The organism is Salipaludibacillus neizhouensis (assembly GCF_002886185.1).
Lineage (GTDB): Bacteria > Bacillota > Bacilli > Bacillales > Salisediminibacteriaceae > Salipaludibacillus > Salipaludibacillus neizhouensis.
Genome location: NZ_KZ614146.1, coordinates 2,302,502 through 2,326,923, shown reverse-complemented (window position 1 = coordinate 2,326,923; position 24,422 = coordinate 2,302,502). Strand labels below are relative to the sequence as shown.

The 24,422-nt window shown below is 37.0% G+C and carries 26 protein-coding genes and 1 pseudogene; 18 read left to right on the top strand and 9 right to left on the bottom strand.

Annotation, left to right across the window (positions count from 1 at the left end; genetic code table 11):
• The first annotated feature begins 45 nt into the window (after positions 1-45).
• Entirely contained in the window at positions 46-1,347 is a 1,302-nt protein-coding gene (locus tag CEF18_RS10910; protein ID WP_110936499.1) for a dihydrolipoamide acetyltransferase family protein, read from the top strand.
• A 2-nt stretch (positions 1,348-1,349) separates the two neighbouring features.
• Positions 1,350-2,759: a dihydrolipoyl dehydrogenase gene (lpdA, locus tag CEF18_RS10905; RefSeq protein ID WP_110936498.1), complete on the top strand. Its 1,410-nt coding sequence runs from the start codon at positions 1,350-1,352 to the stop codon at positions 2,757-2,759.
• Between the two features lie 288 nt (positions 2,760-3,047).
• Here lpdA and CEF18_RS10900 read toward each other — a convergent pair whose 3' ends face one another.
• Together CEF18_RS10900 and CEF18_RS10895 are read right to left on the bottom strand one after the other, a co-directional pair.
• Positions 3,048-3,464, bottom strand: coding sequence for a hypothetical protein (locus CEF18_RS10900; RefSeq protein ID WP_110936497.1), 417 nt, complete (start codon positions 3,462-3,464; stop codon positions 3,048-3,050).
• Positions 3,465-3,660: 196 nt separating this feature from the next.
• Positions 3,661-5,175, bottom strand: a complete 1,515-nt coding sequence (locus CEF18_RS10895) for a glycine betaine uptake BCCT transporter (RefSeq protein WP_110936496.1) — start codon at positions 5,173-5,175, stop codon at positions 3,661-3,663.
• A gap of 248 nt (positions 5,176-5,423) precedes the next feature.
• On the opposite strand from CEF18_RS10895, the gene CEF18_RS10890 reads away from it, so the two are divergent.
• Together CEF18_RS10890 and CEF18_RS10885 are read left to right on the top strand one after the other, a co-directional pair.
• A complete protein-coding gene (locus tag CEF18_RS10890; RefSeq protein ID WP_223292285.1) occupies positions 5,424-6,326 on the top strand; it encodes a polysaccharide deacetylase family protein in 903 nt (300 codons plus the stop codon).
• A 25-nt stretch (positions 6,327-6,351) separates the two neighbouring features.
• Positions 6,352-7,497 (top strand): M23 family metallopeptidase, encoded by a 1,146-nt coding sequence (locus CEF18_RS10885; protein ID WP_110936495.1) that lies wholly within the window; start codon positions 6,352-6,354, stop codon positions 7,495-7,497.
• A 75-nt stretch (positions 7,498-7,572) separates the two neighbouring features.
• On the opposite strand, the gene CEF18_RS10880 is transcribed toward CEF18_RS10885, so the two are convergent.
• Positions 7,573-9,051: an aminotransferase class I/II-fold pyridoxal phosphate-dependent enzyme gene (locus CEF18_RS10880; RefSeq protein WP_110937663.1), complete on the bottom strand. Its 1,479-nt coding sequence runs from the start codon at positions 9,049-9,051 to the stop codon at positions 7,573-7,575.
• A gap of 249 nt (positions 9,052-9,300) precedes the next feature.
• On the opposite strand from CEF18_RS10880, the gene CEF18_RS10875 reads away from it, so the two are divergent.
• Positions 9,301-9,579: a UPF0223 family protein gene (locus CEF18_RS10875; protein ID WP_110936494.1), complete on the top strand. Its 279-nt coding sequence runs from the start codon at positions 9,301-9,303 to the stop codon at positions 9,577-9,579.
• Positions 9,580-9,692: 113 nt separating this feature from the next.
• Here CEF18_RS10875 and CEF18_RS27165 read toward each other — a convergent pair.
• Both CEF18_RS27165 and CEF18_RS10870 read right to left on the bottom strand, forming a co-directional pair.
• A pseudogene (locus tag CEF18_RS27165) lies at positions 9,693-9,746 on the bottom strand (hypothetical protein); the annotation flags it as partial.
• 54 nt (positions 9,747-9,800) lie between these two features.
• Positions 9,801-10,421, bottom strand: coding sequence for a DUF1054 domain-containing protein (locus CEF18_RS10870; RefSeq protein ID WP_110936493.1), 621 nt, complete (start codon positions 10,419-10,421; stop codon positions 9,801-9,803).
• A gap of 468 nt (positions 10,422-10,889) precedes the next feature.
• Between CEF18_RS10870 and CEF18_RS10865 the strand changes: the two genes are divergently transcribed.
• Positions 10,890-11,078 carry a hypothetical protein gene (locus tag CEF18_RS10865; RefSeq protein ID WP_110936492.1) on the top strand — a complete coding sequence of 63 codons (189 nt, stop codon included), beginning with the start codon at positions 10,890-10,892 and terminating at the stop codon, positions 11,076-11,078.
• Positions 11,079-11,211: 133 nt separating this feature from the next.
• Positions 11,212-11,994 (top strand): inositol monophosphatase family protein, encoded by a 783-nt coding sequence (locus CEF18_RS10860; protein ID WP_110937662.1) that lies wholly within the window; start codon positions 11,212-11,214, stop codon positions 11,992-11,994.
• A gap of 13 nt (positions 11,995-12,007) precedes the next feature.
• Here the strand turns inward: CEF18_RS10860 and CEF18_RS10855 are convergent, their stop codons facing one another.
• A complete protein-coding gene (locus tag CEF18_RS10855) occupies positions 12,008-12,205 on the bottom strand; it encodes a DUF5325 family protein (protein ID WP_110936491.1) in 198 nt (65 codons plus the stop codon).
• A 199-nt stretch (positions 12,206-12,404) separates the two neighbouring features.
• On the opposite strand from CEF18_RS10855, the gene CEF18_RS10850 reads away from it, so the two are divergent.
• Positions 12,405-12,755, top strand: coding sequence for a YlaH-like family protein (locus CEF18_RS10850; RefSeq protein WP_110936490.1), 351 nt, complete (start codon positions 12,405-12,407; stop codon positions 12,753-12,755).
• Between the two features lie 106 nt (positions 12,756-12,861).
• On the opposite strand, the gene CEF18_RS10845 is transcribed toward CEF18_RS10850, so the two are convergent.
• Positions 12,862-13,065, bottom strand: coding sequence for a YlaI family protein (locus CEF18_RS10845; protein WP_110936489.1), 204 nt, complete (start codon positions 13,063-13,065; stop codon positions 12,862-12,864).
• 203 nt (positions 13,066-13,268) lie between these two features.
• On the opposite strand from CEF18_RS10845, the gene CEF18_RS10840 reads away from it, so the two are divergent.
• Positions 13,269-13,721 (top strand): pyridoxamine 5'-phosphate oxidase family protein, encoded by a 453-nt coding sequence (locus tag CEF18_RS10840; protein ID WP_110937661.1) that lies wholly within the window; start codon positions 13,269-13,271, stop codon positions 13,719-13,721.
• A gap of 183 nt (positions 13,722-13,904) precedes the next feature.
• Positions 13,905-15,233: a PhoH family protein gene (locus CEF18_RS10835; protein ID WP_110936488.1), complete on the top strand. Its 1,329-nt coding sequence runs from the start codon at positions 13,905-13,907 to the stop codon at positions 15,231-15,233.
• A gap of 93 nt (positions 15,234-15,326) precedes the next feature.
• Here the strand turns inward: CEF18_RS10835 and CEF18_RS10830 are convergent, their stop codons facing one another.
• Complete coding sequence (locus CEF18_RS10830; RefSeq protein ID WP_110936487.1) at positions 15,327-15,815, bottom strand: hypothetical protein; 489 nt, start codon at positions 15,813-15,815, stop codon at positions 15,327-15,329.
• Between the two features lie 93 nt (positions 15,816-15,908).
• On the opposite strand from CEF18_RS10830, the gene glsA reads away from it, so the two are divergent.
• Positions 15,909-16,841 (top strand): glutaminase A, encoded by a 933-nt coding sequence (glsA, locus tag CEF18_RS10825; protein ID WP_110936486.1) that lies wholly within the window; start codon positions 15,909-15,911, stop codon positions 16,839-16,841.
• 136 nt (positions 16,842-16,977) lie between these two features.
• Positions 16,978-17,259, top strand: a complete 282-nt coding sequence (locus tag CEF18_RS10820; RefSeq protein ID WP_110936485.1) for an Fpa/YlaN family protein — start codon at positions 16,978-16,980, stop codon at positions 17,257-17,259.
• A gap of 122 nt (positions 17,260-17,381) precedes the next feature.
• Here CEF18_RS10820 and CEF18_RS10815 read toward each other — a convergent pair whose 3' ends face one another.
• Positions 17,382-18,299 carry a COX15/CtaA family protein gene (locus tag CEF18_RS10815; RefSeq protein WP_110937660.1) on the bottom strand — a complete coding sequence of 306 codons (918 nt, stop codon included), beginning with the start codon at positions 18,297-18,299 and terminating at the stop codon, positions 17,382-17,384.
• A gap of 486 nt (positions 18,300-18,785) precedes the next feature.
• On the opposite strand from CEF18_RS10815, the gene cyoE reads away from it, so the two are divergent.
• The 6 genes from cyoE (at position 18,786) to CEF18_RS10785 (ending at position 24,372) form a co-directional block, all read left to right on the top strand.
• The gene (gene cyoE, locus CEF18_RS10810; protein WP_407690394.1) at positions 18,786-19,718 is read left to right on the top strand and encodes a heme o synthase; all 933 of its coding nucleotides are present in this window, start codon (positions 18,786-18,788) and stop codon (positions 19,716-19,718) included.
• A 33-nt stretch (positions 19,719-19,751) separates the two neighbouring features.
• Positions 19,752-20,807, top strand: a complete 1,056-nt coding sequence (gene coxB, locus CEF18_RS10805) for a cytochrome c oxidase subunit II (protein ID WP_110936484.1) — start codon at positions 19,752-19,754, stop codon at positions 20,805-20,807.
• A 26-nt stretch (positions 20,808-20,833) separates the two neighbouring features.
• Positions 20,834-22,669 (top strand): cytochrome c oxidase subunit I, encoded by a 1,836-nt coding sequence (ctaD, locus tag CEF18_RS10800; protein WP_110936483.1) that lies wholly within the window; start codon positions 20,834-20,836, stop codon positions 22,667-22,669.
• Complete coding sequence (locus CEF18_RS10795; RefSeq protein ID WP_110936482.1) at positions 22,669-23,289, top strand: cytochrome (ubi)quinol oxidase subunit III; 621 nt, start codon at positions 22,669-22,671, stop codon at positions 23,287-23,289. The genes ctaD and CEF18_RS10795 overlap by 1 nt, the downstream gene beginning before the upstream one ends.
• Positions 23,290-23,293: 4 nt before the next feature.
• Positions 23,294-23,641, top strand: a complete 348-nt coding sequence (locus tag CEF18_RS10790) for a cytochrome C oxidase subunit IV family protein (RefSeq protein WP_110936481.1) — start codon at positions 23,294-23,296, stop codon at positions 23,639-23,641.
• A gap of 272 nt (positions 23,642-23,913) precedes the next feature.
• Entirely contained in the window at positions 23,914-24,372 is a 459-nt protein-coding gene (locus tag CEF18_RS10785) for a DUF420 domain-containing protein (protein ID WP_110936480.1), read from the top strand.
• The last annotated feature ends 50 nt before the right edge of the window (positions 24,373-24,422 follow it).

Below are 24,422 nucleotides of genomic sequence, written 5' to 3'. Positions count from 1 at the left end.
TGTTCTGTATGAGTCAAAGATAAGAAAGAATTGGAGGCAAAAAATATGGCATATGAATTTAAACTTCCTGATATCGGGGAAGGTATTGTCGAAGGTGAAGTCGTTAAGTGGCAGGTAAAAGAAGGCGATGAAGTAAAAGAGGACGACGTTTTATGTGAAGTACAAAACGATAAAGCTGTTGTAGAAATTCCTTCTCCTGTAGATGGTGTTGTTCAAAAGCTTCATGTTGAAGAGGGTGTTGTTACAACTGTTGGAACCGTAATTATTACATTTGAAACAGACGCGGAGCAACCGGCAGAAGCGCATGGTGGAGATGAAGAGGAAGAGAAAGCTGAGGAGAAATCCGAGGAAAACACTTCTTCTAAAGAGGAAAAGAAAGAAGAAGCTCCGAAAGAAAAAGCAGCAAACGAAGAAGAAATTGATGAAAGTGCAAGAGTAATTGCAATGCCGTCAGTCCGTAAATTTGCTCGTGAAAAAGAAGTAAACATCCGTAAAGTAAACGGCTCAGGTAAAAACGGACGTGTGTTAAAAGATGATATCGAGTCATACCTTTCTGGGGATTCTCAGTCTGAAACAGTTGAGGAATCAGCTGATACAGCGAAATCTGAGAAGAAATCAGTCTCTGCATACAAGCCTGAGAATGGAGAACTTGAAACGCGTGAGAAGATGTCCGGAATTAGAAAAGCTATCTCTAAAGCTATGGTAAATTCCAAGCACACTGCGCCTCACGTTACTTTAATGGATGAAATTGAAGTAACAAATTTAGTTGCTCATCGTAAGCAATTCAAGCCAGTAGCACAAGAAAAAGGTATTAAGTTAACGTATTTACCTTATGTGGTGAAAGCATTAACTTCTGCTATTCGTGAGTTCCCAATGTTAAACACTTCTCTAGATGATGCTACAGAAGAAATTGTTCATAAACATTATTACAATATTGGAATTGCTGCAGACACTGAAAAAGGATTAATGGTTCCTGTAGTAAAAGATACAGACCGAAAAAATATTTTCAGTATTTCTGATGAAATTAATCAGCTTGCTACTAAAGCAAGAGAAGGCTCTTTATCATCTGCAGAAATGAAAGGTGCTTCTACAACAATTACAAATATCGGATCCGCAGGTGGTCAATGGTTTACACCAGTCATCAACCATCCGGAAGTAGCAATTCTTGGGCTTGGTCGCATCGCTGAAAAAGCTGTGGTTAAAGATGGAGAAGTAGTCGTTGCTCCAGTGTTAGCCTTGTCATTAAGCTTTGATCATCGTATCATTGATGGTGCAACAGCTCAGCATGCGTTGAACCATATAAAGCGTTTGTTAAACGATCCACAATTACTTGTAATGGAGGGGTAAACATGGTAGTAGGAGATTTTCCGGTAGAAGTAGATACGCTCGTCATTGGCTCTGGGCCAGGGGGATATGTGGCTGCCATTCGCGCAGCACAATTAGGGAAAAAGGTAACGATTGTTGAGAAAGGGACGATAGGTGGCGTTTGTTTAAATGTAGGTTGTATCCCATCTAAAGCCTTGATCGAAGCAGGACATCGTTACCACGACGCAGGAAACTCAGAAGATATGGGAATTACTGTTGGAGAAGCAAAGTTAGACTTTTCAAAAGTACAAGCCTGGAAAGGTTCTGTAGTCGACAAGTTGACTGGGGGCGTGGAAAGCTTACTTAAAGGAAATAAAGTAGAAGTAGTTCGTGGGGAAGCATACTTTGTTGACGATAGTACAGTTAAAATTATGGACGAGAAAAGTTCTCAAACATATAAGTTTAATGATTGTATCGTAGCAACTGGTTCTACTCCGATTGAAATTCCTGCATTTAAGTGGAGTAAACGTGTCGTTTCTTCCACAGGTGCATTGGCTTTGGACGAGGTTCCTAAGAAGCTTATTGTCATTGGCGGAGGCTATATTGGAATTGAGCTAGGTTCAGCATATGCTAATCTAGGTTCTGAAGTAACCATTCTTGAAGGTACAAAATCAGTTTTACCTACATTTGAAAAACAAATGAGTCAACTTGTTGTTAAACGCTTGAAAAAAGCAGGTGTGACGATTAAAACAGAAGCAATGGCAAAAGAAATGGAAGAAACAGATACAGGTATTAAAGTTAAAGCAGAAATTAATGGAAAAGAAGAAGAATTTGAAGGTGATTATCTTCTAGTTACAGTCGGCAGAAAGCCTAATACAGACGAGCTTGGTTTAGAACAAGCTGGTGTTGAACTAGATGAAAAAGGCTTAGTCAAAATTGATAAGCAATGCCGTACTTCTTCTTCTCATATTTATGCAATTGGTGACATTACACATGGTCCGGCATTAGCGCACAAAGCTTCTTATGAAGCTAAAGTCGCTGCTGAAGCAATCGCTGGAGAACCAGCAGAGATCGATTATACTGCGATTCCTGAAGTTGTTTTCTCAGGTCCAGAACTTGCTAGTGTTGGTCTTAATGAGAAACAAGCTAAAGAAGAGGGATATGACTATGTAGCTTCAAAATTCCCTTTCCAAGCAAATGGAAGAGCATTATCTTTAAATCAATCTGAAGGATTCCTGAAAATGATCACTAGAAAAGAAGATGGTTTAGTATTAGGGGTTCAGATTGCAGGTACAAATGCTTCTGATATGATTTCTGAAGCGTGTTTAGCAATAGAAGCAGGAATGACTGCTGAAGATATTGCTTTGACAATTCATGCACACCCATCACTAGGAGAAATCACGATGGAAACTGCTGAAGTAGCATTAGGAATGCCAATTCATATAGTAAAATAAAAGTAAAAAAATGCCACCCAATTTGGGTGGCATTTTTAATAAGTTAGGAATTTATAAAATTACCGGTTTATTAGAGATTTGTTGTTTTCCATCGAACAGAGAGGCTCCAGACGATTGCTTTCCTGAAGCAATGTCAGGTCTCTTCGGGAAAATAACACGTCTCCTTCTCCTCCGTAAAGTAACGCTCTTCCCAGTGTGGTGGGTCTACAGTTATTGCTTGTGAAGAGCAAATGAGAGCAGTTCTTTAAGTCTATTAGGAACGTCTTATCAGGCGCGCGGAAATTAAAGTTAAGAGGCTCGTTCTTTAAGGCTTAATAGGTTTACTTTCAATTTGTTATAGATAGACTGGAAATCATGTTGTCCATCTATCTGCATGATTACTTCTAAATCATCAACTATTAATAATGTTGGAAACGATTTGATATCAAAGTAATTTACAATCTCTTCGTCATCATTTGAGATAATATTTAGTTGAGAAAGTTTATTAGGATGATCTTGTCGAAAATTAATTAGTGCATCGTAATAATCATGTTCGGAATTTATATCATCATGTTCATTAGAAAATAAAATAGTCACCGGAGAATTGTCTTCTTTAGAATTTTCCAGGAAAGGATAACTTGTACTAATTGTTGACTGTTGGTTACAACTTGAAACAAAAACCAGCATAAGTGTAATAGCAATAAAGGGAATAAGTCGCTTAAACAAAATTAGCCTCCAATAATTAAAAACGGATTTGGTACTTAAGATACCCTAATATTACCATATACAATATATGAATACTTTGTCGTAATCAAAATGTTATATAAATGATACCTTGAACAAATAATGTAATCTAATAGAAATTAGCCATCTATTGTGTTGAAGATTTTTTGTGAACTTTTGTTGGACCTTCTACCAAGAATCATTTTTTGTATTTTTTTCTCTCTGGTATGGTCTCTCTCCTTAAAGCTTTCATCAAACTGATAATCATGAAGATCATAATGATTGCAAAAGGGAAGGCCGCAATGATTGAAGCGGTTTGTAAGGCCTCCAATCCACCAGCCAAAAGAAGGACTGCGGCAGTAGCAGACTGAATAATGCCCCAAACAAATTTCACTGAATTGGCAGGATTCATACTTCCGTTTGTTGTTTGCATTCCCAATACAAAAGTTGCAGAATCTGCTGATGTAATAAAAAAAGATGCGATAAGTAAAACTGCTACAAACGACATTATCCACCCAAAATTATATTGCTGTAAGACAAAGAAGAGAGCAGTTTCCATCCCGAATTCTTCCATCACACCCATGACATCAATTCCTTGAATGTACTCGAGGTGGATCGCTGTTCCGCCAAAAACAGAAAACCAAAGTGCTCCAAATATTGTTGGTACAGCAATGACACCAATGATAAATTCACGAATTGTTCGGCCTCTTGAAACACGAGCGATGAAAGTTCCAACAAAAGGTGCCCATGCAATCCACCAAGCCCAGTAGAAAATTGTCCAATCCTCAACCCAGGTGGATTCCATATTGAATGTATCTAATTGGAAACTCATTCTAACTAAGCTTTGAGCATAGCCACCTAAAGTCTGTGTAAATGAATTCATAATGAAGTTTGTCGGTCCGGAGAATAATAAGAACAACATCAAAATAATAGCTAAATATATGTTAGTCTTACTTAAAATCCGTATACCGACATCTAAACCCGTTTGAGAAGACAGCATGTATAAGAATGTCACAACAATAATGATGATCACTTGCAAACCAGTTGTATTATCAATACCGAATAAATTTGATATTCCACCACCGATTTGAGCCGTTCCGAACCCAAGGGAGGTAGCGACACCAAAGACGGTAGCGAAAACAACAATAACATTGATAGTTGTTCCGATGACACCATTAACCCTATCACCGAGAAGAGGTTCAAATGCTGCGCTAACAACTCCTGCGGTTCCTTTTCTAAATTTAAAGTAAGCAAGTGTTAAAGCGACGACAGAATAGATGGCCCATGGATGAAGACCCCAGTGAAAAAAGGCGTATCTTAACGCATATCCCGCAGATTGAATGGATTGACTTTCAATATTTTCCGAAGGAGCAGGCTCGTAAAAATGGTACATCGGTTCAGATACACCCCAAAAAACTAAACCTATTCCCATACCTGCTGTAAAAAGGAAGGAAAACCAAGTTATGTAGTTGTAGTCGGGTTCTTCATCCTGTTTTCCTAATTTAATTCTCCCATACGGGCTAAAAACTAGAAATATCACAAAAGCTAGAAAACCCGTTGCTGCTAATAAATAAAACCAACCAAATTGATCAGTTATAAAACCTTGTATTTCTCCTGTTACAGCTTCTAAATTTTCAGGATTTATCACTCCCCATAAAATAAAAGCAAGAGAAATGATGACTGATATCATGAACACTGGTGTAAGCTTCTTCATGTAATCACCCTTTCATTTAATTTTTTAATTCATGACTGATTATTAATGGAATATTTATGGGAATCATAGTGAAGGTATACTAACCATCTTTATAGTGCCCGGTGGTTATCATAATTAATCAATTTATATTTTATAATTTGATACAACATAGTATTAGATAAGATGTGCTAGAAGAACGATACATTTTTGTGTTGAATTATGGTAAAATTTGAAGGTGATATTTAGAGATACTGAAAAGAGGGGTAAAATTGAAACGATTTGTATACATAAGTGTTAGTTTAATGCTGGCTGGTGTCGTAACGGCTTGCGGAAACAATGAAGAAGTTGATGAGGAATCTCTAAATAACGAGCCTGTTGAAGTGAATGAATCGAATGAACTAGAAGATAGTGATGAGGAAACAATCGATTCGAACGGTAATAACTCCGACGAATTAAATGACACAAACACTGACCTTGAAGAAAACAGTACAAATAGTAATAGTAACAGCACCGCTGAAGATAACACCACTGTGAAGGAAGAAGTGGTGCCTGAATATGAAATTAATCCAAATGATTTTTCTGTGCAACCAATTGATGATGCTTCAGAAGAAGTTGTTTTACTTACAATTGATGATGCTCCTGACAGTCATGGTGCAGAAATGGCCGAAATATTAGCAGAATTAGAAGCACCGGCTATCTTTTTTGTGAATGGTCATTTTATTCAGTCTGATGAAGGGAAAGAACAATTACAGAAAATCTATGATCTTGGTTTTGAGATAGGTAATCATACGATGACTCATCCAAATTTACGTGATATATCGGAAGAAGAACAATATGATGAAATTGTTCAGCTTAATGACGAGATTGAGGCAGTAACAGGCGAAAGGCCGAGGTTTTTCCGCCCGCCACATGGAGCCGGCACAGATTATATGATGGAAGTTTTGGAAGAAGAAAATATGCAGACGATGAACTGGTCTTACGGCTATGATTGGGAAGCGGAATACATGAATAAAGAAGCTATCGCCGAAATAATGGTCGAAACCGAATTATTAAGAAGCGGTGCAAACTTGCTTATGCATGACCGAGATTTTACTAAAGATGCATTAGAAGATATAGTTTCTGGTCTTCGTGACAAAGGGTATGAAATGGTAGACCCTGAAGCTATAAAATAGAGTTGAGATGAGGGATTACAGTACGATGAAGAAATGTCTTATTACCCTATTTTTCGTAACGACGTTAGTAGGGTGTCAAAATCAGGAACAACCAGAAGAACAAACAGAGATACCTGATGGGGCTTCTAATCAAAACAATTCGAACAATGAAAAGAATAATGAGGTTCCAGATTTGAATCAAGAAAGTAATAACGTTGAGCAAGAAAAACAAGAATTTAAGACTCATTCTATTGAGGGAGATGAGGAAGTTTATTTATCAGTGGAAGAGGTTACAGAGAATCTCGGTGGAGACTATGAATATAATAGTACTGATAAATCGTTGACTTTAGAAATAGAGGGAAGAGAATTTTATTTTGTTTACGAAGTGCCAGTGATGGAAGTAGATGGGGTATATATCCCTTCAGATGAAATCACTTTAAAAGAAATAGATGGAGATCCTTATGTATCAAAAGAGTTTATCGAACAAGGCTTGGAGACCGAGTATACGTATGAAGAAGAGGAAGAACTACTTTCATTTACTTGGGAAGATGAAGTAATAGATGCTTGGGCATCGACCGGACAAACTGAGGTAGATATCTCTTCTCTTTCCGTGTCTGAAATGATCGAATATTTGTCATTTCTGCAAGAGCCTATTGAAAATGCCAGTGTTAGTACAGTTGAGAGTCATCTTCCTGGTGCTCCTCGTATTTATCGTAATGGCTATCATGAGGGAATTGACTGGTATGGTTATTCGACGGGTACTGAGATAACTACAGATACCCCTATTCGTGCAATGGCTGATGGAGTGGTTGTTAGAGTAGATGCTGACTTTGATGATTATCCTTCCCACGAAATTAGAAACGAGGATTTAGATGTAGCGGGAGAAGTAGGATACACACCTGAATATATACTGGATCGATTAAGAGGAAAACAAGTGTGGGTGCAATACGAGGATGGTGTGATGAGTCGTTTTGCACACCTAGATTCGATACCTGAGGAGTTAGAATTAGGACAAAAAGTCGATGAAGAGACTGTTATTGGGTATGTTGGGAATTCTGGAACAAGTGGAGCAGTGGATGACGATGGAAGTGGACTCCACCTACATCAAGACTTATTAATTTATGGAGAGTTATTCTGGGAACCATATTCATTGGAAGAAGCTCATGATATTTTAAGCCAATTGTTTCGCTAAAGATATAAAAAAACATAGACATCAGAGAAATTTCTGATGTCTATGTTTTTTATGTTTATTGTTAAGAGTTAAGAATTATAGAATTGCTTTTCGTTCACTGATGACTCGAATATAAGTTAAAGTGGCGTCTTCGGGTCCTTGCACTGGCAGTCCAGCTTTAATGTTTTCTGAAATATAGTGTAAGTTGTCATGTTCAATAATTTCACCAGGAATAAATATTGGGATACCTGGTGGGTAGATCATAATAAATTCAGCACTAATGCGGCCTGCCGATTCGTCCAGTTTTACCAACTCTGTATCTGCATAAAATGCCTCACGCGGAGACAAAGAAAGAATTGGAATATTAGGTATTTCAACATCAGATTTTTCTGGATTAGGGTTAGAAGCATCAAAATACTGTACTGACAATTCTCTTAATGCATCTGTTAAAACCGTTATATTTTCTTTAGTCTCACCAATAGTCACGATACAAAGGATATTATACAAATCAGAAAGCTCGACCTCGATATTCGCTTTATCCCTCAGCCAGTTTTCCACTTCGTAACCATTAATAGATAAGTCTTTGATTGAGATAATGAGTTTAGTTGGGTCAAGATCATAAATGGCATGATCATCAAGCATTTCTTTACCCGGACAGTAAATACCAGGAATCCGATTTATTTCCTCTCTGGCTGCTTCTGCGAGTTTTATTGCTTCGTCCAATAGAGCTTCCCCTCTTATTGCCAAATGTCTTCTGGCGGTATCTAGAGAGGATAATAAGATATAGGAAGTGGAAGTTGTTGTAAGCATACTAATGATACTTTGAACACGGGAAGAGGAAATGTAATCTCCCCGAATATTTAGAACAGAGCTTTGAGTGAGAGAACCTCCAAGTTTATGAACGCTCGTAGCAGACATATCGGCACCAGCCTGCATCGCTGACAATGGAAGCTTGTCACTAAAATGAATATGGACACCGTGGGCTTCATCTACAAGGACGGGAATATCGTATTCATGGGCGGAACGGACAATTTCCTCTAAATTTGCAGCTACGCCAAAATAAGTGGGGTTTATCACAAGAACTCCTTTGGCATCAGGATTTGCCTCGATGGCTTTTTTCACGGATGATACTGTAATTCCGTGCGAAATCCCTAAAGTAACATCCAATTCGGGATGAATAAAAATTGGTGTAGCTCCAGAAAATATGATTGCGGACATAATTGATTTATGCACGTTTCGGGGGACAATTATTTTGTCCCCAGGGCTGCAAACTGTCATGATCATAGTCATAATCGCACCACTTGTACCTTGTACTGAGAAAAATGTATGGTCTGCATGGAATGCTTCAGCAGCAAGTTCTTGCGCTTCTTTTATAATTCCATGAGGATGATGCAGATCATCTAGTGGAGAAATATTTATTAAATCAATGGATAAAGCGTTATCTCCCATAAATTGTTTGAATTCAGGGTCCATTCCAGTTCCATGTTTATGACCTGGGATGTGAAATTGGACCGGTAAAGATTTAGCATGGTTAAGTACCCCATGAAAAAGTGGAGTCTGTTGCTGTCGACGAATATATGACACTTCTTTCACCTCAAGTTTAAAGTAAGTTACGATAAGAGGTTTGTCCTATTACAAGGTATTAATTCAGCCCTGTTGTAAAGAACCTCTTTTCATTTAATTCATCCTTTGTTACTGTTAAAATATTGCATTGAAGCTATAAGGATTATACTATTTTTCTTCTATGTTATATGATAATTGAAGAAATAGAAACAAAATGAAGTATATCAGAAACCCAGAAGCTTTGGAAGGGAGTAGGAATGAATGGATAAAGATATTAATTTGCCAATCTCTATAGATTGGTCTAAAGACGAGGTAATAGATGTCGTGCATTTTTTTGATTTGATTGATGCTGCTTATACAAAAGGAGTAGACAGATCAATACTTTTAGATCAATACCAAAAATATAAAAAAGTTGTACCATCACAGTCAGAAGAAAAACAGCACTTTAAAGATTATCAAGAACAATCAGGTCAATCAGCTTACCACACAATTAAAATGGCTAGGGAAAATAGCGATTTAAAAGTTATTAATTTAAAATAAATGCTGTGTTAACCTGCTAGGTTATTTCGGGCCGGCACTTAAATTTACTGAAGGCTCTGGGCCTTAAATAACCAATGCTCAGCAGTGTTTAATAAGTACATTAAAAATAGAAGTCACTCCCAACCTACAGGAGTAACTTCTATTTTTGCTTTATCCGATATCTGAAAGTACGTTCAGTGTCGTGTAAGCAGACACTGCTAAACTCCAAACTCCGTCAGAGCTTATTCTCGTAATGCCATTTTGTATAAAGGGGTTAAAGTATCAAATGTATCTTTTACACATTTGATAAATTCTTCCCCATTTCCAAGGAGGGAATCATTTGCATCAATTTGACGTCCGATTAAAAACTCGCCTTTTTTTACATCACGAAAACGAGTTAACGTTTTTTCCAGATCAATTGTCTCTAATGGCTCTGCATGTTTCTTCATATGATCTTCAGAGATAACAAAATCTTTCGGTATCGTTTCAGTTATTGATTCTATATCTTCTAGAAATCGGGTTGCAATTTCTGTTTTATTTGGTAATTCATAAATAAAAGCCAACCAGATGAATACATGATCATCGAATAATCCAATCTGAAAATGCGGATGTTGTTTATACCCTCGCTTATTATGACAATAGGCAGACCAAGTATCAACTGGGGGATTTACTTTCCGCCTGGCATGTCTTGCGATATGTAAATACATGTCATGGCCAACTTTTGAAGATAGATCATCTGTTATGTCCTCTGCAATTGCTTTGAATTTCGGTTGAATTCTTTCCTGAATTGCCGCCATGCGTTCTTCAAGGCCTTTAAATTCAAACGAAGTGAAATCCTCTTTACCAAATCCTTTAAAACTCATAATATACCCTCATTTCCATATAATTTGGTGTAGCTAGGAAGGAATAACCTTTTCCTTAGTTAGTTTTGATAGTAATAATGTATTCCCTCATTTATTTTGGTAATAATACAGTAGAAAAATGTTTTTCAATTTAATTCAGCTCAAATTTAGCAATAGATGGAACTTTAATAATCATATCAGTTCCTTACATCGTAGCCACTACAATGATTTTCATTAACCTCGGAGTGGCCGACCATCTTCAAGATTACTTTCTATTTTAGCAAATCTTTATATTAAAAAAAAGAAAGATGAACTATCCTTCTCAATTAAGTTTAAAATCGTGAGAATAGTGGAATACAAAATAATAATAATAAAATAGTTGCAAAATTTCGATAAATGACATATTTTATAAGTAACAGGAATTATTATTTTCGTTTTAGGGTGGTCTTGTATAACTAAACGAGAAACTAAGAAAAGGGGTGTACCATTATGGAGAAAGTCATTCAGACATTAAAACGAAGAGATGGGGAGAAAAGAATCCCAGTCTTGAAGCTGGAGATTGACTATGAACTCCTAACATTATACGATGCTATGCAACTAAAGGAACAAGACCAAATTGATGATAGCAAAGAAAAACTAGAGAAGTTAAGAAATGAGTGGCTTCTACTGGAAGCATAAATGATAATATAAGTGAACCTTATAAAGGTTCACTTTTTTTGCACTATTATATAGATATCTTCACGGGCCTGCATGATATGATGGAGGTAAATGAATTTGTAACTTCAATTTTGAGGAGATGTTAGCGGTGGGAATGGATCAGTTTGATCGTCTTGAAGTGAAAGAAAACGCTGAACGATGGGCTAGGGAAGCTAGAGAACTTATAGTAGCACAAATGAAAGAAACATTTTCTATTACGACGAAAGCACATCAGCATGACCTGGTAACAGATGTTGATAAGAATGTAGAAAAGTTTTTTTTAGATAAAATCAGTCATACATATTCAGATCATCGCTTGATGGGAGAAGAAGGATCTTTTGAAGAAATAAAAAATTTGGATGGTGTTGTATGGATTTTAGATCCCATTGATGGGACAATTAATTTCGTGCAACAAAAGAGTAATTTTGCGATATCTATCGGAATTTTTCAAGATGGAGTCCCAATCATAGGTCTTGTGTATGATGTGATGCGAGATGAGATGTTCCTTTCACTAAAAGGAGAAGGTGCAACTTTAAACGGCATTAAAATAGAGCCTATTCCAAAGGTCTCATTGAATGAATCGTTGTTAAGTTTTAATGCAGGTTGGATGTTGAAGGATAGAAAGTTAGAGTGGCTATTAGAAGAATCAAGAGGAATTCGTTCATATGGCGTTGCATCTCTTGAAATGGCATATGTTGCATGTGGAAGATTAGAAGCTTATATTAGTTTTAATCTTGCGCCATGGGATATGGCTGGAGGTTATGCTCTATTACAGGAAGTAGGAGGGATAGTAACCAATTACAATGGGGACCCGCTAACTTTCCTAGAAAAAGACACTATGATAGCTGCTAATCCGTGGGTTTATAAGGAAATAACAGAGGTGCTTAACAGGAAATAAAAAAGGACAGGCGTTAAGCCTGTCCTTTGTCATTTAAATTCGAACGTAGCATTTTTTTACGGCTAAATCCAGCCCCAACTGCTCCTAGGCTTAAAATAAGAAATCCGAGAAACATTAGCATACTCGTCTGTGCGAATGAAATTCCAATTCCCATGATTCCAATTGTTCCTAATACAGCAAAGATAAATAATGGAAGATCAAATGATTTCATTGTTCATCAACCCCTTCTTATATTAGTGTAGCGGAAAACCTGCTTAAAAAAAAGGGCGAAATATAGATAATGCAGAAACTGTCTAATTTCACATTGAGCTCGAAATATAGGCGATTTTTTTTAACGTTAGAATCCATGTCTTTTCGTGGTATAATAAAGTGTCAGCAATGAATTTAAAGAATATATTGGAGTGACTATTATGTACTTAGCAACAACCGCCAAAACTGTTTCACCTAATTTAGCACCAATTGCAGAGTGGCTGGGAGCATCTGATCCTGAGAATGCTGTTATGGCATATTTTGTGATGTATTTAATAATAAATGCACTCAGTATTGTCGTGTTTAATCTGGGTTTTGCCCGTAAATTACCAATTCTCAAAACAGTTGTTGTTTATGTAGTTATGTTTTTAGGAAATTTTATTATTACTATTCTTTCATTTTCATTACCAATTATAGAGTCCTTGCTTATAGCCGCAGTTATTTTAGGTGTATATAAAATACAACTGCGCCGTCACAAAAAAGAAGAAGCAATGGCAGAAAATGAATCATAAATAATAAAACATTTGAGAAATTAACTAATTACCTCATTTACTTAAAAACTTCAAACGCAAAAGAAAAGCGACCCAGACACCTTTTGTCTGGATCGCTTTTCTTTTGTTAAATGTATTCATCTTTTTCTTCTTGAGGTTTATTGTTTTTAAAATTACCTGTATTTTTCCTGTCAACGGTCCGGTCTTCAATACGACTATAGCACGTTTGGCACATATACGTATGGATAGGTCTGTTCCGCAGTTTTTTAGCTTGGGGGGAATCATTGTTAATTGATTCAACAATATCGCATATTACGCACTTTACTCTCATTTTGCACCTCACACTTAAGAAGATTATTTATTTAATGATATAAGTATAACATGTCTAGCATAAAATATTGTAGGTAAGCTTTAGCCTGTTTATTAATTCCTGAATTCTTAAAATATATCTATTTTAGTAAGATTGCTTTTAAGTTCCGGAAAATATAGGTATAGTTACGGTAGAGGAAAGTATAGAAGGAGGCGTGGATGATTATGGCTAATCAAGTTGAAACAGTTTTAACGGAAGAACTTCTTCCTTTTTTACGAGAAGAAAATTATGTAACAGTTGCCACTGTAGATCATGAAAGCGGTGGACCAAATGTGAATGCTATCTCGTGGGTGTATGCTCAGGATAATTCGCACATTCGATTTGCCGTAGATAATCGCTCTAAAATGCTAGTCAATTTACAGAAACAGCCAAGAATTACGATTACGATGTTAGGTGCGGGATCTACCTATGCAATATCCGGTAATGCAAAGGTTATTACGGAGAAGATAGACAATATTCCGTTAAAATTAGCATTAGTTGAAATTAAAATAAGAGAAGTTAGAGATGTAATGTTTTACGGCTCAAAAATTACAACAGAACCTAAGTATGAAAAAACATATGATGAAGAAGCTGCTCAAAAATTAGATAGTCAAGTGATGAGCGCACTAAAAAATTAATATAAAACGATGTCTCATTCTTGAAATGGGGACATCGTTTTTGTTTCTATTTTAAAGCTATATTTCAAACACAACGTGTGGAGTAAACAGTATTCTAAAAAGGCGCACGAATATACTGTTTTGAATAGAATATAGTCATTGCAAAGTTCCACCATGAATATAGATTTAATGGGAGGGAATCGTTTGACTAACCTTTACATTCTTGATACGAACGTGTTGCTGCAAGACCCATTGGCTATTTACTCATTTGAAGAAAACAATGTAATTATTCCAGCTGTCGTGCTGGAAGAAGTAGATTCTAAAAAAAGATACATGGATGAAATAGGACGAAATGCAAGGGAAGTAGCCCGACTCTTAGATGATTTGCGCGAACAAGGAAAGTTACATGAAGGAGTTAAGTTAATAAACGGAGGAAAATTAATTGTTGAATTAAACCATCGTTCGTTCGATCAAATGAAGAGTCACTTCTTTGAACCGACAAATGATAATCGAATTCTTGCTGTTGCATTGAATTTAAGTGAAGAAATTAAGGGAGACGGGAACTACAGGGAAGTTGTTTTGGTTAGTAAAGATGCGCTTCTTAGAGTGAAAGCTGACGCATTGGGGATAAGATCTGAGGATTTCCTTTCAGATCGTGTCGTCCAATTCGACAGAATGTACAAGGGATATGAAGAGAGATGGTTAGCCCCAGAAAAGATGACTAAATTATATAAGGAAAAAGAATTAACTTTCGAAGAAGCGGAAATTGAAAAAGCTTATCCGCACCACTTTTTTATCTTTAAGGATTCCTCAAACGGAACTAGGTCAGCATTGGCTATGAGTGATACGAATTCAAAGAAGATAAAGCTTTTTTTAGGTAATAAAGAAGTGACATGGGGAATTAAACCAAGAAACGTTCAACAAAAGATGGCATTAGAGTTATTAACTAGAGAAGATATTCCTTTAGTAACTTTAGTCGGTAAAGCTGGTACAGGAAAAACATTACTTTCCTTAGCTGCGGGTTTACAGCAAACAGAAGATCTGCAAATTTACAAAAAATTACTGGTAGCGAGACCTGTTATTCCTGTAGGAAAAGATATTGGATACTTGCCTGGGGAAAAAGATGAAAAACTTCGACCTTGGATGCAACCGATTTATGATAATTTAGAATTTCTCTTTAACACAAAAAAACCAGGGGAACTGGATCATATCTTAGCAGGAATGGGTTCCTTACAGGTTGAGGCATTAACGTATATAAGGGGAAGAAGTATTCCTGATCAATTTATTATTATCGATGAGGCACAAAATTTAACCAAACATGAAGTGAAAACCATATTAACAAGAGTCGGTGAAGGAAGTAAAATAGTTTTGATGGGAGACCCAAAACAAATTGATCACCCCTATTTAGATGAGTATACAAATGGATTGACGTATGTGGCCGAACGGTTAAAACATTTGCCAGAATCGGCTCATATAAAACTAGAAAAAGGGGAAAGATCCGGACTCGCTCAATTAGCAGCTGATTTGCTTTAGTATAGAAGATAAAAAGGTGCAGGCAATGAGAATAATCTCTTTGCTTGCACCCTTTTTTAACTAGATAATAGATGGTTATTGAACATTTACTATCTATTTAATAGTAATACCGTCAATATATGTGATTGGATCCTTTTGATTTGATCCATCACCATAATAAAAATGTAAAGGTCCTGTTTCTCTTAATGGTTTTCCTTTGTTCGAAAAGGCTACTATTGCATTTTTAGCTTCCTCAAGAGAACATTGAAATACTTCTCTTGTTTCTCCTCGTGAAAACTCAACGATACTAGCTTCAGTTGTTGGAGCGGCGTTCGAAATAAATGGAGCTAAAGAAATTCCTAACGATTTTTCAGTTAAATCTTTTTTATCAATCGTTATTTTGTTTCCATTCGTTTGGGGTGGTCGGGCACCTTTGCGTTGCTCCGACCAAGCTTTTCCAAGTTGTTCTAAAGATGCATCATAGTCAGCAGGTCGCTCTTCTGAAAAGTATGTATCTAAATTTAGTTTTCGATCGTCAAAAATCCAGACGCCGGGGTCAAGGATTATTGAATGTTTAACAAGTCCTTTTATGGAGACAATCATAGATGACAACACCTTCCTTTTCATTCTATTATAAAGGTGTAAAAAGGGTTTGTCACGGATCATATAGTAGGTCAGGAACAGGGGGCAACAAGAATGAATCCATGTCAGGACAATAAAGCTTTAAAATTAATGGTACAAGAAGCGCTACCGCACGGAAAGAACGGGAAGGTAGCTGATTATATACCGGCATTGAGTTTTGCAAATCCCACGACACTTTCATTGGCAATTTTTGACTCAGAAGGTACTTGTGCTGCAGCAGGGGATATTTCTGAGAAATTCACCTTACAAAGTATTTCTAAGGTTATCGCTCTTGCATTAGCACTTATGGACAGGGGAGAAGAAGGCGTGTTTTCTAGGGTGGGAATGGAGCCAACCGGCGACCCTTTTAATTCTATTATAAAATTAGAAACCCACTCCCCATCAAAACCTTTGAACCCAATGATTAATGCGGGAGCACTTGCCGTTACATCGTTGATAAACGGGAATACAATAGATGAAAAATTAGGAAGACTATTAGCTTTCGTACATGAATTAAGCGGAAATACTTCCATAAGTTATAATAGTGAGGTCTCTGAATCGGAGTTTAAAACTGCTGACTTAAACCGTTCACTGGCTTATTTTTTAAAACAACACCATGTCTTAACGGGTAACGTAGAACATGTATTAGAATTATACACGAAACAATGTGCGATAGAAGTTGATTGTCAAGACTTAGCCAGAATTGCTTTTGTAATAGCAAACGAAGGAAAGCATGTGGAATCTGCCCGCCAGATCATACCTTTACATATAGCCAGAATATTAAAGACTTTTATGGTGACTTGCGGTATGTATAATGCCTCAGGGGAATTCGCGATACGAGTTGGGGTACCGGCAAAGAGCGGTGTATCAGGTGGGATAATGGCATGTATTCCACACGGAGTTGGAATCGGTATATATGGTCCAGCTCTGGACGACAAAGGGAATAGTATAGCAGGGATGAAATTATTAGAATCATTGGCTCAACGCTATCAATTAAGCATATTTTAGTTTGTAAAGAAAGATGTGACTATTGCATTTTCAAGAAATAACCGATAATATAGAAAGAAGAATAGTTTAGGCACATCTTAGTAGGTAGACTTATTATTCAGGTTTGGAATTTTTATAGATGACAGGAGGGATTCGCATGTCAATTGAAACCCTAACCGGACAAAGTGAAAAAGCTTATGCCCTTCTAAAAGAAGATGCGGAAAAGATTTTAAAACTCATTGAAGTGCAAATGACAAATTTAACAATGCCTCAGTGTCCTCTTTACGAAGAGGTTTTAGATACACAAATGTTCGGTTTATCAAGAGAAATTGACTTTGCAATAAGATTGAACCTCGTTTCTCAAGAGGATGGGAAGAAATTATTAGGCCAGTTGGAAAAAGAGTTGTCATCTCTTCATGAGGCATGTATTAATAATTGAATTCCGCAAAGCTAAGTGTGAGAGTGTACACTTAGTTTTATAAAAATAGGGGAAAAACATTAAAGTATTTCACTTAATCTAGTGGGGTATATGGATAAATAAAAAGAGGATAGACAATTTGTCTATCCTCTTTTTATGGCTGTTTTTGAACGGTATGCTAATAAAGCTGTATAACTAACTGCTCCAAATAGAAGACTAACCATAAATGCATGAAATATTGTCGCATTGATCGTAAATCCGGTAAAAATTACCACAGCACCACTAATTACTTGGAATGTAACAAACACTAAACTGATAGCTGAACTGATCACGAGAATTCTTTCGTGTCTGTATTTTCTCAACACTTGCACGAAAAGTATTAAAATAGCGAGGAATAAAAGGCCAGCTGCTATTCGGTGACCAAACTGTATTGCTACTCTTCCATCCAAACTGGAGCTAGGTATGATCTGTCCATTACATAAAGGCCAGCCGGAACATGCGGAACCGGATTCAGAATGCTTTACGTAAGCTCCAGTGTAGACAACGATATAAATATAAACTAATACAAAGTAGATATATTGCTTCATTTTCCTTGATAAAGAGGGGATGTTAATGGAGTCGAACTTCCCATCCTCAAAAGCTAAAATCGTGAGAAGTAATACGCTTGTAAAAGAAACGAGAGAAAAACCAAAGTGAAGTGCCATGACCGCATTTGATTGACCCCATACGACCGCTGCTGCGCCTAACAAACCTTGGAATACAATAAATAATACAGCTAGTAGAGCAAAGAATTTCGTTTCTTTCATATGACCAATTGAGCGCCAGCTCCATATTGCATGGATAATAACCATGAAACCGAGTAATCCAGAAACCAGACGGTGCGTATATTCAATCAACGTTTGTATGGTAGGGTTCTCTGGTATTAGTTGACCATAGCAGAGTGGCCATTCAGCTCCGCATGCTTCTCCGGAACCTGTTTGGGTAACTAATGCTCCTTGTATTAAAACTACGATCATTCCAATCGTGGTGATAACACCGTAAGTTTTTAAAAACCGATGCATATGTTCACCATCTTTCATTGTTAGTCATTACTTTCTATTCCAATTACGATGAAAAAGTTATTTCAATAAATTTTTAAATTTGTGATTGTTGATAAAAGACAACTCGTTCTTCATTTTAAGAAGTCTTCATGAAAAAGTCAATGAAACATGTTTGGCAGATTTTTCGAACTTTAAATTGGTTTACTGTCAATTGATTATTGTTCGAATATATACTATTATCATAGAGTGAAGATGAGTTTATACGACAAATTTGTCACAAATTTGTCACAAGTAAATCAATCTTTAAAAAATGTGATGAAAATCATGGAGTCTTCCTTTATAATGTGTAAGGAATGGTTCAAAATGATTTTGATCAATCATGGGTTAATTCTAAGTTTTCAGAGAATAATAATTTGTTTACATACATTATCGGGAACAAATTATTAGTTTTCAAATGGAAACATGGTTTGGTTGGGAATGATGAAGATTTAGGGGGGGGTGAACAAATTGAATAAAACAGGTACAATATCTTCAACAGCAAATACTTTGAGCCAAACTGACTTGGAAGCTAGCAGCCCAGCAACCTGGCGTGAATATTTAGCTATTTCAAAGACAGGTATTGTGATGTCAAACTTAATCACCACATTTGCTGGTCTATATTTAGCTGCTTATTATACAGGCACAACCTTAGGGAGTGATCCGCTCACAGCGTTTCTAGCTCTGCTTGGTTCTGCATTGGTAATGGCAGGGGGGTGTGCGTTAAATAATTATATTGACCGTGATATAGATCATATAATGGAACGAACGAAGGAGCGGCCTACCGTAACTGGAAAACTAACCGGTAAGCAAACACTGACCTATGGATTAAGTATATCCATTGCGGGGACAGCTTTTCTTGCAATGACCACCTTAATGGCTGCCGTCATTGGAGTATTGGGATTAATTATTTATGTTGTTTTATATTCGATGTGGACAAAAAGAACAACCACTCTCAACACGATTGTAGGTAGCTTCGCTGGTGCTGTCCCTCCTCTAATTGGTTGGGCCGCAATTGACGCTGGTTTGCATCCGTATGCATGGTCATTATTTTTAATCATGTTTATTTGGCAGCCACCTCACTTCTTAGCGCTGGCGATGAAACGGTCTGATGAATATAAAGCTGCTGGTATTCCTATGCTTCCAGTTGTAGCAGGGTTTGCTATTACAAAACGGCAAATTATCTGGTATGTAGCGGCACTAATTCCAGTTTCACTTCTGGTAGCGGATTTTGGTACAGTTTATACTACAGTAGCAGTTTTGCTTGGTGGAGGTTGGTTAGGTCTTGGACTGATTGGTTTAAAAACGAAAGATGACTTAAAATGGGCGAAACATATGTTTATATATTCTCTTAATTACTTAACAATAATGTTTGTATTAATGGTTATTGTTCATATGTTTTAGAATACACCATAAGAAAGAGGGGGTTGTGACGAGATGAAGTTTATATGGCGACTAATTCCGGTATCTTTCATCTTGCTGATAACTGGTTGTGGAGTGGAGAACTTATCTGCATTAGATCCTAAAGGACCTGTTGCAGAAATGCAATATTCTTTAATCCAGCTCAGCTTGTATATTATGATTGCAGTTTTGGTTGTTGTCTTTGCAATTTACATTTTTGTGCTTTTTAAATTCCGTGATAAGCCGGGAGATACTCATATTCCTAAACAAGTACACGGAAATCGTACATTAGAAATTATATGGACAACAATACCGATTATTTTATTATTAATGTTAGCAGTTCCAAACGTTATGGATACGTTTACTCTTGCGGATGTAGGAGTGGGGGAAGAAGCAGAAGAGTCAGGTGAAGCTGATGCAGAAGATGCTGAACGAGATCATGTAAGGATAGAAGTCACCGCAAATCAATTTTGGTGGGAATTTAATTATCCTGATTACGATGCAACTGCTGGTCAAGAAATGTATATTCCAACAGATACACGTATTATCGTTGAACTTCAGTCAAGTGATGTGATTCACTCATTTTGGGTTCCAGCTCTAGCTGGGAAACAAGATAACATACCTGGTGTTCAAAATGATATGTGGTTTGAAGCACCAGAAGAAGGTGTTTATCAGGGGAAATGTACAGAACTTTGTGGTCCTTCTCACTGGTTAATGGATTTCAGAGTTATTGCTGTAGACCCTGAGACTTTTGATACTTGGGCTACTAATATGTCAGAACCGGCTGAAGAGCTTTTGGAACCTGAAAGTGAAGTTGCTGTTGATGGCAGAGCAGTATTTGAAGAAAGCTGTATTACCTGTCACGCTGTTGGCCAAGATGGTGGTAATATTGGACCGAATTTAACCAACTACTCAGAGCGTGAAGTTCTTGCTGGTTTTCTAGACCCTACGGATGAAAATCTCGAAGCATGGATTAGAAATCCTCAGGAATATAAACCAGGGAACGAAATGCCTAGTTTTGACAGTCTTACAGACGATGAGGTTACAGCACTTATTGAATACATGAATACTTTAAAAGTACTTGAGAATTAAACAGGTTTGTAAAGGGGGTAAACAACGTGTCTTATGAGAAGGCTCAGTCTAAAAATGTGATTTGGGACTGGCTGACGACGGTAGATCATAAAAAGATTGGAATTTTATATCTTGCCGCAGGTGCATTTTTCTTTGCCGTAGGTGGCTTAGAGGCAATTTTAATGCGCATTCAGCTAATGTTTCCTGAATCTTCGTTTATACAGGCTCAAACATTTAACGAATTATTAACGATGCATGGAACAACCATGGTTTTCTTAGCAGCGATGCCTTTATTGTTCGGATTTATGAATTACATGATTCCTTTGCAAATTGGCGCGAGAGATGTAGCTTTTCCTTTTTTAAACGCTTTAGGTTTTTGGCTGTTTTTATTTGGGGGAATCTTACTTAATGTTAGCTGGTTTGCAGGAGGCGCACCTGACGCAGGGTGGACTGCGTATGCGCCATTATCAAGTGAATCACCAGGCCACGGTCTGGATTTTTATGTCCTAGGTCTGCAAGTTAGTGGTATTGGAACCTTAATTGGTGGTATTAATTTTCTGGTAACAGTTATTAATATGAGAGCACCAGGTATGAGTATGATGAGAATGCCTCTATTTACATGGAGTTCATTTGTAGCATCTATGCTTATCCTATTCGCATTCCCTGCGTTGACAATTGGATTATTGTTGTTAATGTTAGAGCGTTTATTTGGTGCTACATACTTCGGAGTAGATTTGGGTGGTAATGTCATTATATGGCAGCATTTATTCTGGATATTTGGTCACCCTGAGGTATATATATTAATTTTGCCTGCTTTCGGAATTTTCTCCGAAGTATTGCCTACGTTTGCAAAAAAGAGATTGTTCGGTTACTCAGCAATGGTATTTGCAACATTAATCATTGGATTTTTAGGATTCATGGTTTGGGCTCACCATATGTTTACAGTAGGTATAGGTCCAGTTGCTAATGCGATTTTCGCGGTAGCGACAATGGCGATAGCTGTTCCAACCGGGATCAAAATATTTAACTGGCTTCTGACGCTATGGGGCGGAAGAATTCAGTTTACAACTGCAAATTTATTTGCTTTAGGTTTTATTCCAACATTTGTCATGGGTGGGGTAACAGGAGTAATGCTAGCAGCAAGTGCAGCAGACTATCAGTTCCATGATACTTACTTCGTTGTTGCTCACTTTCACTATGTAATTATCGGTGGAACTGTATTTGGATTATTTGCGGGTGTATTTTATTGGTGGCCGAAAATATTCGGTTACAGATTAAATGAAACTTTAGGAAAAGTCTTTTTCTGGTTATTCTTAACAGGTTTCCACCTTACGTTCTTTGTCCAACATTTCCTTGGATTAATGGGAATGCAGCGTCGAGTTGCTTCTTATCTTCCTGGGCAAGGGTTAGATCAATTGAACTTTATTAGTACAATCGGAGCTTTTTTGATGGGTGTTGCTTTTATTATTCTCCTAGTAACAATCTTTACTTCAATGAAGAACACTACAAATGTTTCCGATCCTTGGGATGGACGGACTTTGGAGTGGACAACTACAACACCGGTTCCAGAGTATAACTTTGCTCAAACACCACTTGTACGGGAATTAGACGCATTTTGGTATGAGAAATATGAAGGTGACGGTAAAATGAAAGCAGCTGAGCCGATTGGAGATATTCACATGCCAAACGGAAGTATTTTACCATTGATCATCGCATTTGGTTTATTTGTAGCAAGTTTTGGTTTAATTTATGCCGTATATCCTCTTGCAATTGTTGGTCTGATTATTTCGTTTATCGGTATGTTCCTAAGATCAGTTAAAGAGGACCATGGGTATCATATTCCGGCAGAGGCAGTTAAACGAGATAAGGATGGTGGGAAATAATGGCTGATAATCATACGATTGAACCACAAGTCCTTCCTCCTAATCCCGAAAAAGCAACGTTGGAAGGTAGAAATAAATATTTAGGGTTTTGGTTCTTCTTAGGTGGAGAAACAGTTTTATTTGGAAGTTTATTTGGTACTTACTTGGGACTCCGAGGTGGAACTGCTGATGGTCCTGGACCAAGCGATCTTTTCCATGTGGATCTAGTATTTATCATGACAATGCTTTTATTAACAAGTAGTTTGACAAGTGTTTTTGCGATTATTAATATGAAACGTGGAAATTACAAAGGACTTCTATTATGGATGACTGCTACTGTAGTATTAGGGCTTGCTTTCCTCGGATTTGAGATATATGAATTTTATGAGTACAATCATCAAGGGTTAGGGTTCGGTGTCAGTGCTTTCGCATCGGCTTTCTATACTCTTGTTGGAACGCACGGTGCCCACGTTACCTTTGGTGTCAGTTGGATTACTGTTCTACTCATTCGTTATCGAAAATCAGGTTTAACATTAACAAATGCACCTAAGTTTTATACTGCTGTTTTATATTGGCACTTTATTGATGTTGTTTGGGTGTTTATTTTCACAGTCGTCTATTTACTCGGAATAGGAGGTTGATCTGATGGACCCGCATGCTGATCCAAGTGCTCCTTTACAAGGGGAGCCTTCAAATCAAACAAAACGAAAATTAAAGAGAGAAATGCGCACTCAGTTAGTGTCGTTCGTACTCATGATTTTCATTACATCAATGGCGTTCTTTTCCATTGCCAGCGATGTAATACCTAACGGATTTGCTATTCCATTTATTCTTATACTAGCTGGTCTCCAGGTAGTTCTCCAATTGTACTTTTTCATGCATATGAATGAAAAAGGTACTGGTTGGGTAAACGCAATGATATGGTCTGGTTTGTTTGTAGCAGCATTAACAGTTGCTTCTTTAATGCTTCTGATTGGTGTTGTTAAGTACTAAACCAACAAAGGTATGGAAGTACCTCCTTATGATTTAAGGGGGTACTTTTTTTCATTGATAGATAAAGAAGGTGGCAGCTCTCTTTACGTCACAATTATCAAGGGCCTTCCGCATAGACCACAATTAGGATGGCATAATATTTTCAAAACATCATTTAACTATTCAAAATCTTGAATGGTTAAATGTGATTATATAAACCACTTCTGTAGAGTTAATTTTATAAAACATGATAGAATTAGCTTGTTAGAGATTGAATCTGGAGGCGAGAAAAGGTGGCGACATTTTTACCATTTATAAGTACACTATTTATTGGATTGAGTGCTGTTTTTGTAGCTGTAGGTTGGTACTTTGTTGCAAAGAGAAAAATTGAGGTTCATAAAAAAGTTATGTTTTGGGCTGCTGTACTAGCAACAATATTTTTTGCAACATACTTATCTAAAACTTTGTTTATTGGGAGCACTGCTTTTGGGGGACCTGAAAGTATAAAATTATACTATACTATATTCCTTCTTTTCCATATATCAATGGCAACCATTGCGGCAGTTCTTGGAATTATTCAGTTAGTTACTGGTTATAAAAATAAATTAGTTTCTCATAGAAGGTTAGGTCCAATTACATCGGTAATATGGTTTATTTCTGCAGTAACTGGGATAGCCGTTTACTGTTTACTCTATGTTGTTTATGAACCTGGTCCAACAACAAATTTATTTCGAGCGATTATAAGCGGATAACATTGATATTTTAAATACTCTGCCCCGTATACTCATCGCAGTTATGCAGG

What these genes read in the sequence shown, in the direction of transcription:
- CEF18_RS10910 (WP_110936499.1), top strand. Translation starts at nt 46, where the DNA reads ATGGCATATGAATTTAAACTTCCTGATATCGGGGAAGGTATTGTCGAA.
- lpdA (WP_110936498.1), top strand. Translation starts at nt 1,350, where the DNA reads ATGGTAGTAGGAGATTTTCCGGTAGAAGTAGATACGCTCGTCATTGGC.
- CEF18_RS10895 (WP_110936496.1), bottom strand. Translation starts at nt 5,175, where the DNA reads ATGAAGAAGCTTACACCAGTGTTCATGATATCAGTCATCATTTCTCTT.
- CEF18_RS10885 (WP_110936495.1), top strand. Translation starts at nt 6,352, where the DNA reads ATGAAGAAATGTCTTATTACCCTATTTTTCGTAACGACGTTAGTAGGG.
- CEF18_RS10875 (WP_110936494.1), top strand. Translation starts at nt 9,301, where the DNA reads ATGGATAAAGATATTAATTTGCCAATCTCTATAGATTGGTCTAAAGAC.
- CEF18_RS10870 (WP_110936493.1), bottom strand. Translation starts at nt 10,421, where the DNA reads ATGAGTTTTAAAGGATTTGGTAAAGAGGATTTCACTTCGTTTGAATTT.
- CEF18_RS10865 (WP_110936492.1), top strand. Translation starts at nt 10,890, where the DNA reads ATGGAGAAAGTCATTCAGACATTAAAACGAAGAGATGGGGAGAAAAGA.
- CEF18_RS10860 (WP_110937662.1), top strand. Translation starts at nt 11,212, where the DNA reads ATGGATCAGTTTGATCGTCTTGAAGTGAAAGAAAACGCTGAACGATGG.
- CEF18_RS10855 (WP_110936491.1), bottom strand. Translation starts at nt 12,205, where the DNA reads ATGAAATCATTTGATCTTCCATTATTTATCTTTGCTGTATTAGGAACA.
- CEF18_RS10850 (WP_110936490.1), top strand. Translation starts at nt 12,405, where the DNA reads ATGTACTTAGCAACAACCGCCAAAACTGTTTCACCTAATTTAGCACCA.
- CEF18_RS10845 (WP_110936489.1), bottom strand. Translation starts at nt 13,065, where the DNA reads ATGAGAGTAAAGTGCGTAATATGCGATATTGTTGAATCAATTAACAAT.
- CEF18_RS10840 (WP_110937661.1), top strand. Translation starts at nt 13,269, where the DNA reads ATGGCTAATCAAGTTGAAACAGTTTTAACGGAAGAACTTCTTCCTTTT.
- CEF18_RS10830 (WP_110936487.1), bottom strand. Translation starts at nt 15,815, where the DNA reads ATGATTGTCTCCATAAAAGGACTTGTTAAACATTCAATAATCCTTGAC.
- glsA (WP_110936486.1), top strand. Translation starts at nt 15,909, where the DNA reads ATGAATCCATGTCAGGACAATAAAGCTTTAAAATTAATGGTACAAGAA.
- CEF18_RS10820 (WP_110936485.1), top strand. Translation starts at nt 16,978, where the DNA reads ATGTCAATTGAAACCCTAACCGGACAAAGTGAAAAAGCTTATGCCCTT.
- CEF18_RS10815 (WP_110937660.1), bottom strand. Translation starts at nt 18,299, where the DNA reads ATGCATCGGTTTTTAAAAACTTACGGTGTTATCACCACGATTGGAATG.
- coxB (WP_110936484.1), top strand. Translation starts at nt 19,752, where the DNA reads ATGAAGTTTATATGGCGACTAATTCCGGTATCTTTCATCTTGCTGATA.
- CEF18_RS10795 (WP_110936482.1), top strand. Translation starts at nt 22,669, where the DNA reads ATGGCTGATAATCATACGATTGAACCACAAGTCCTTCCTCCTAATCCC.
- CEF18_RS10790 (WP_110936481.1), top strand. Translation starts at nt 23,294, where the DNA reads ATGGACCCGCATGCTGATCCAAGTGCTCCTTTACAAGGGGAGCCTTCA.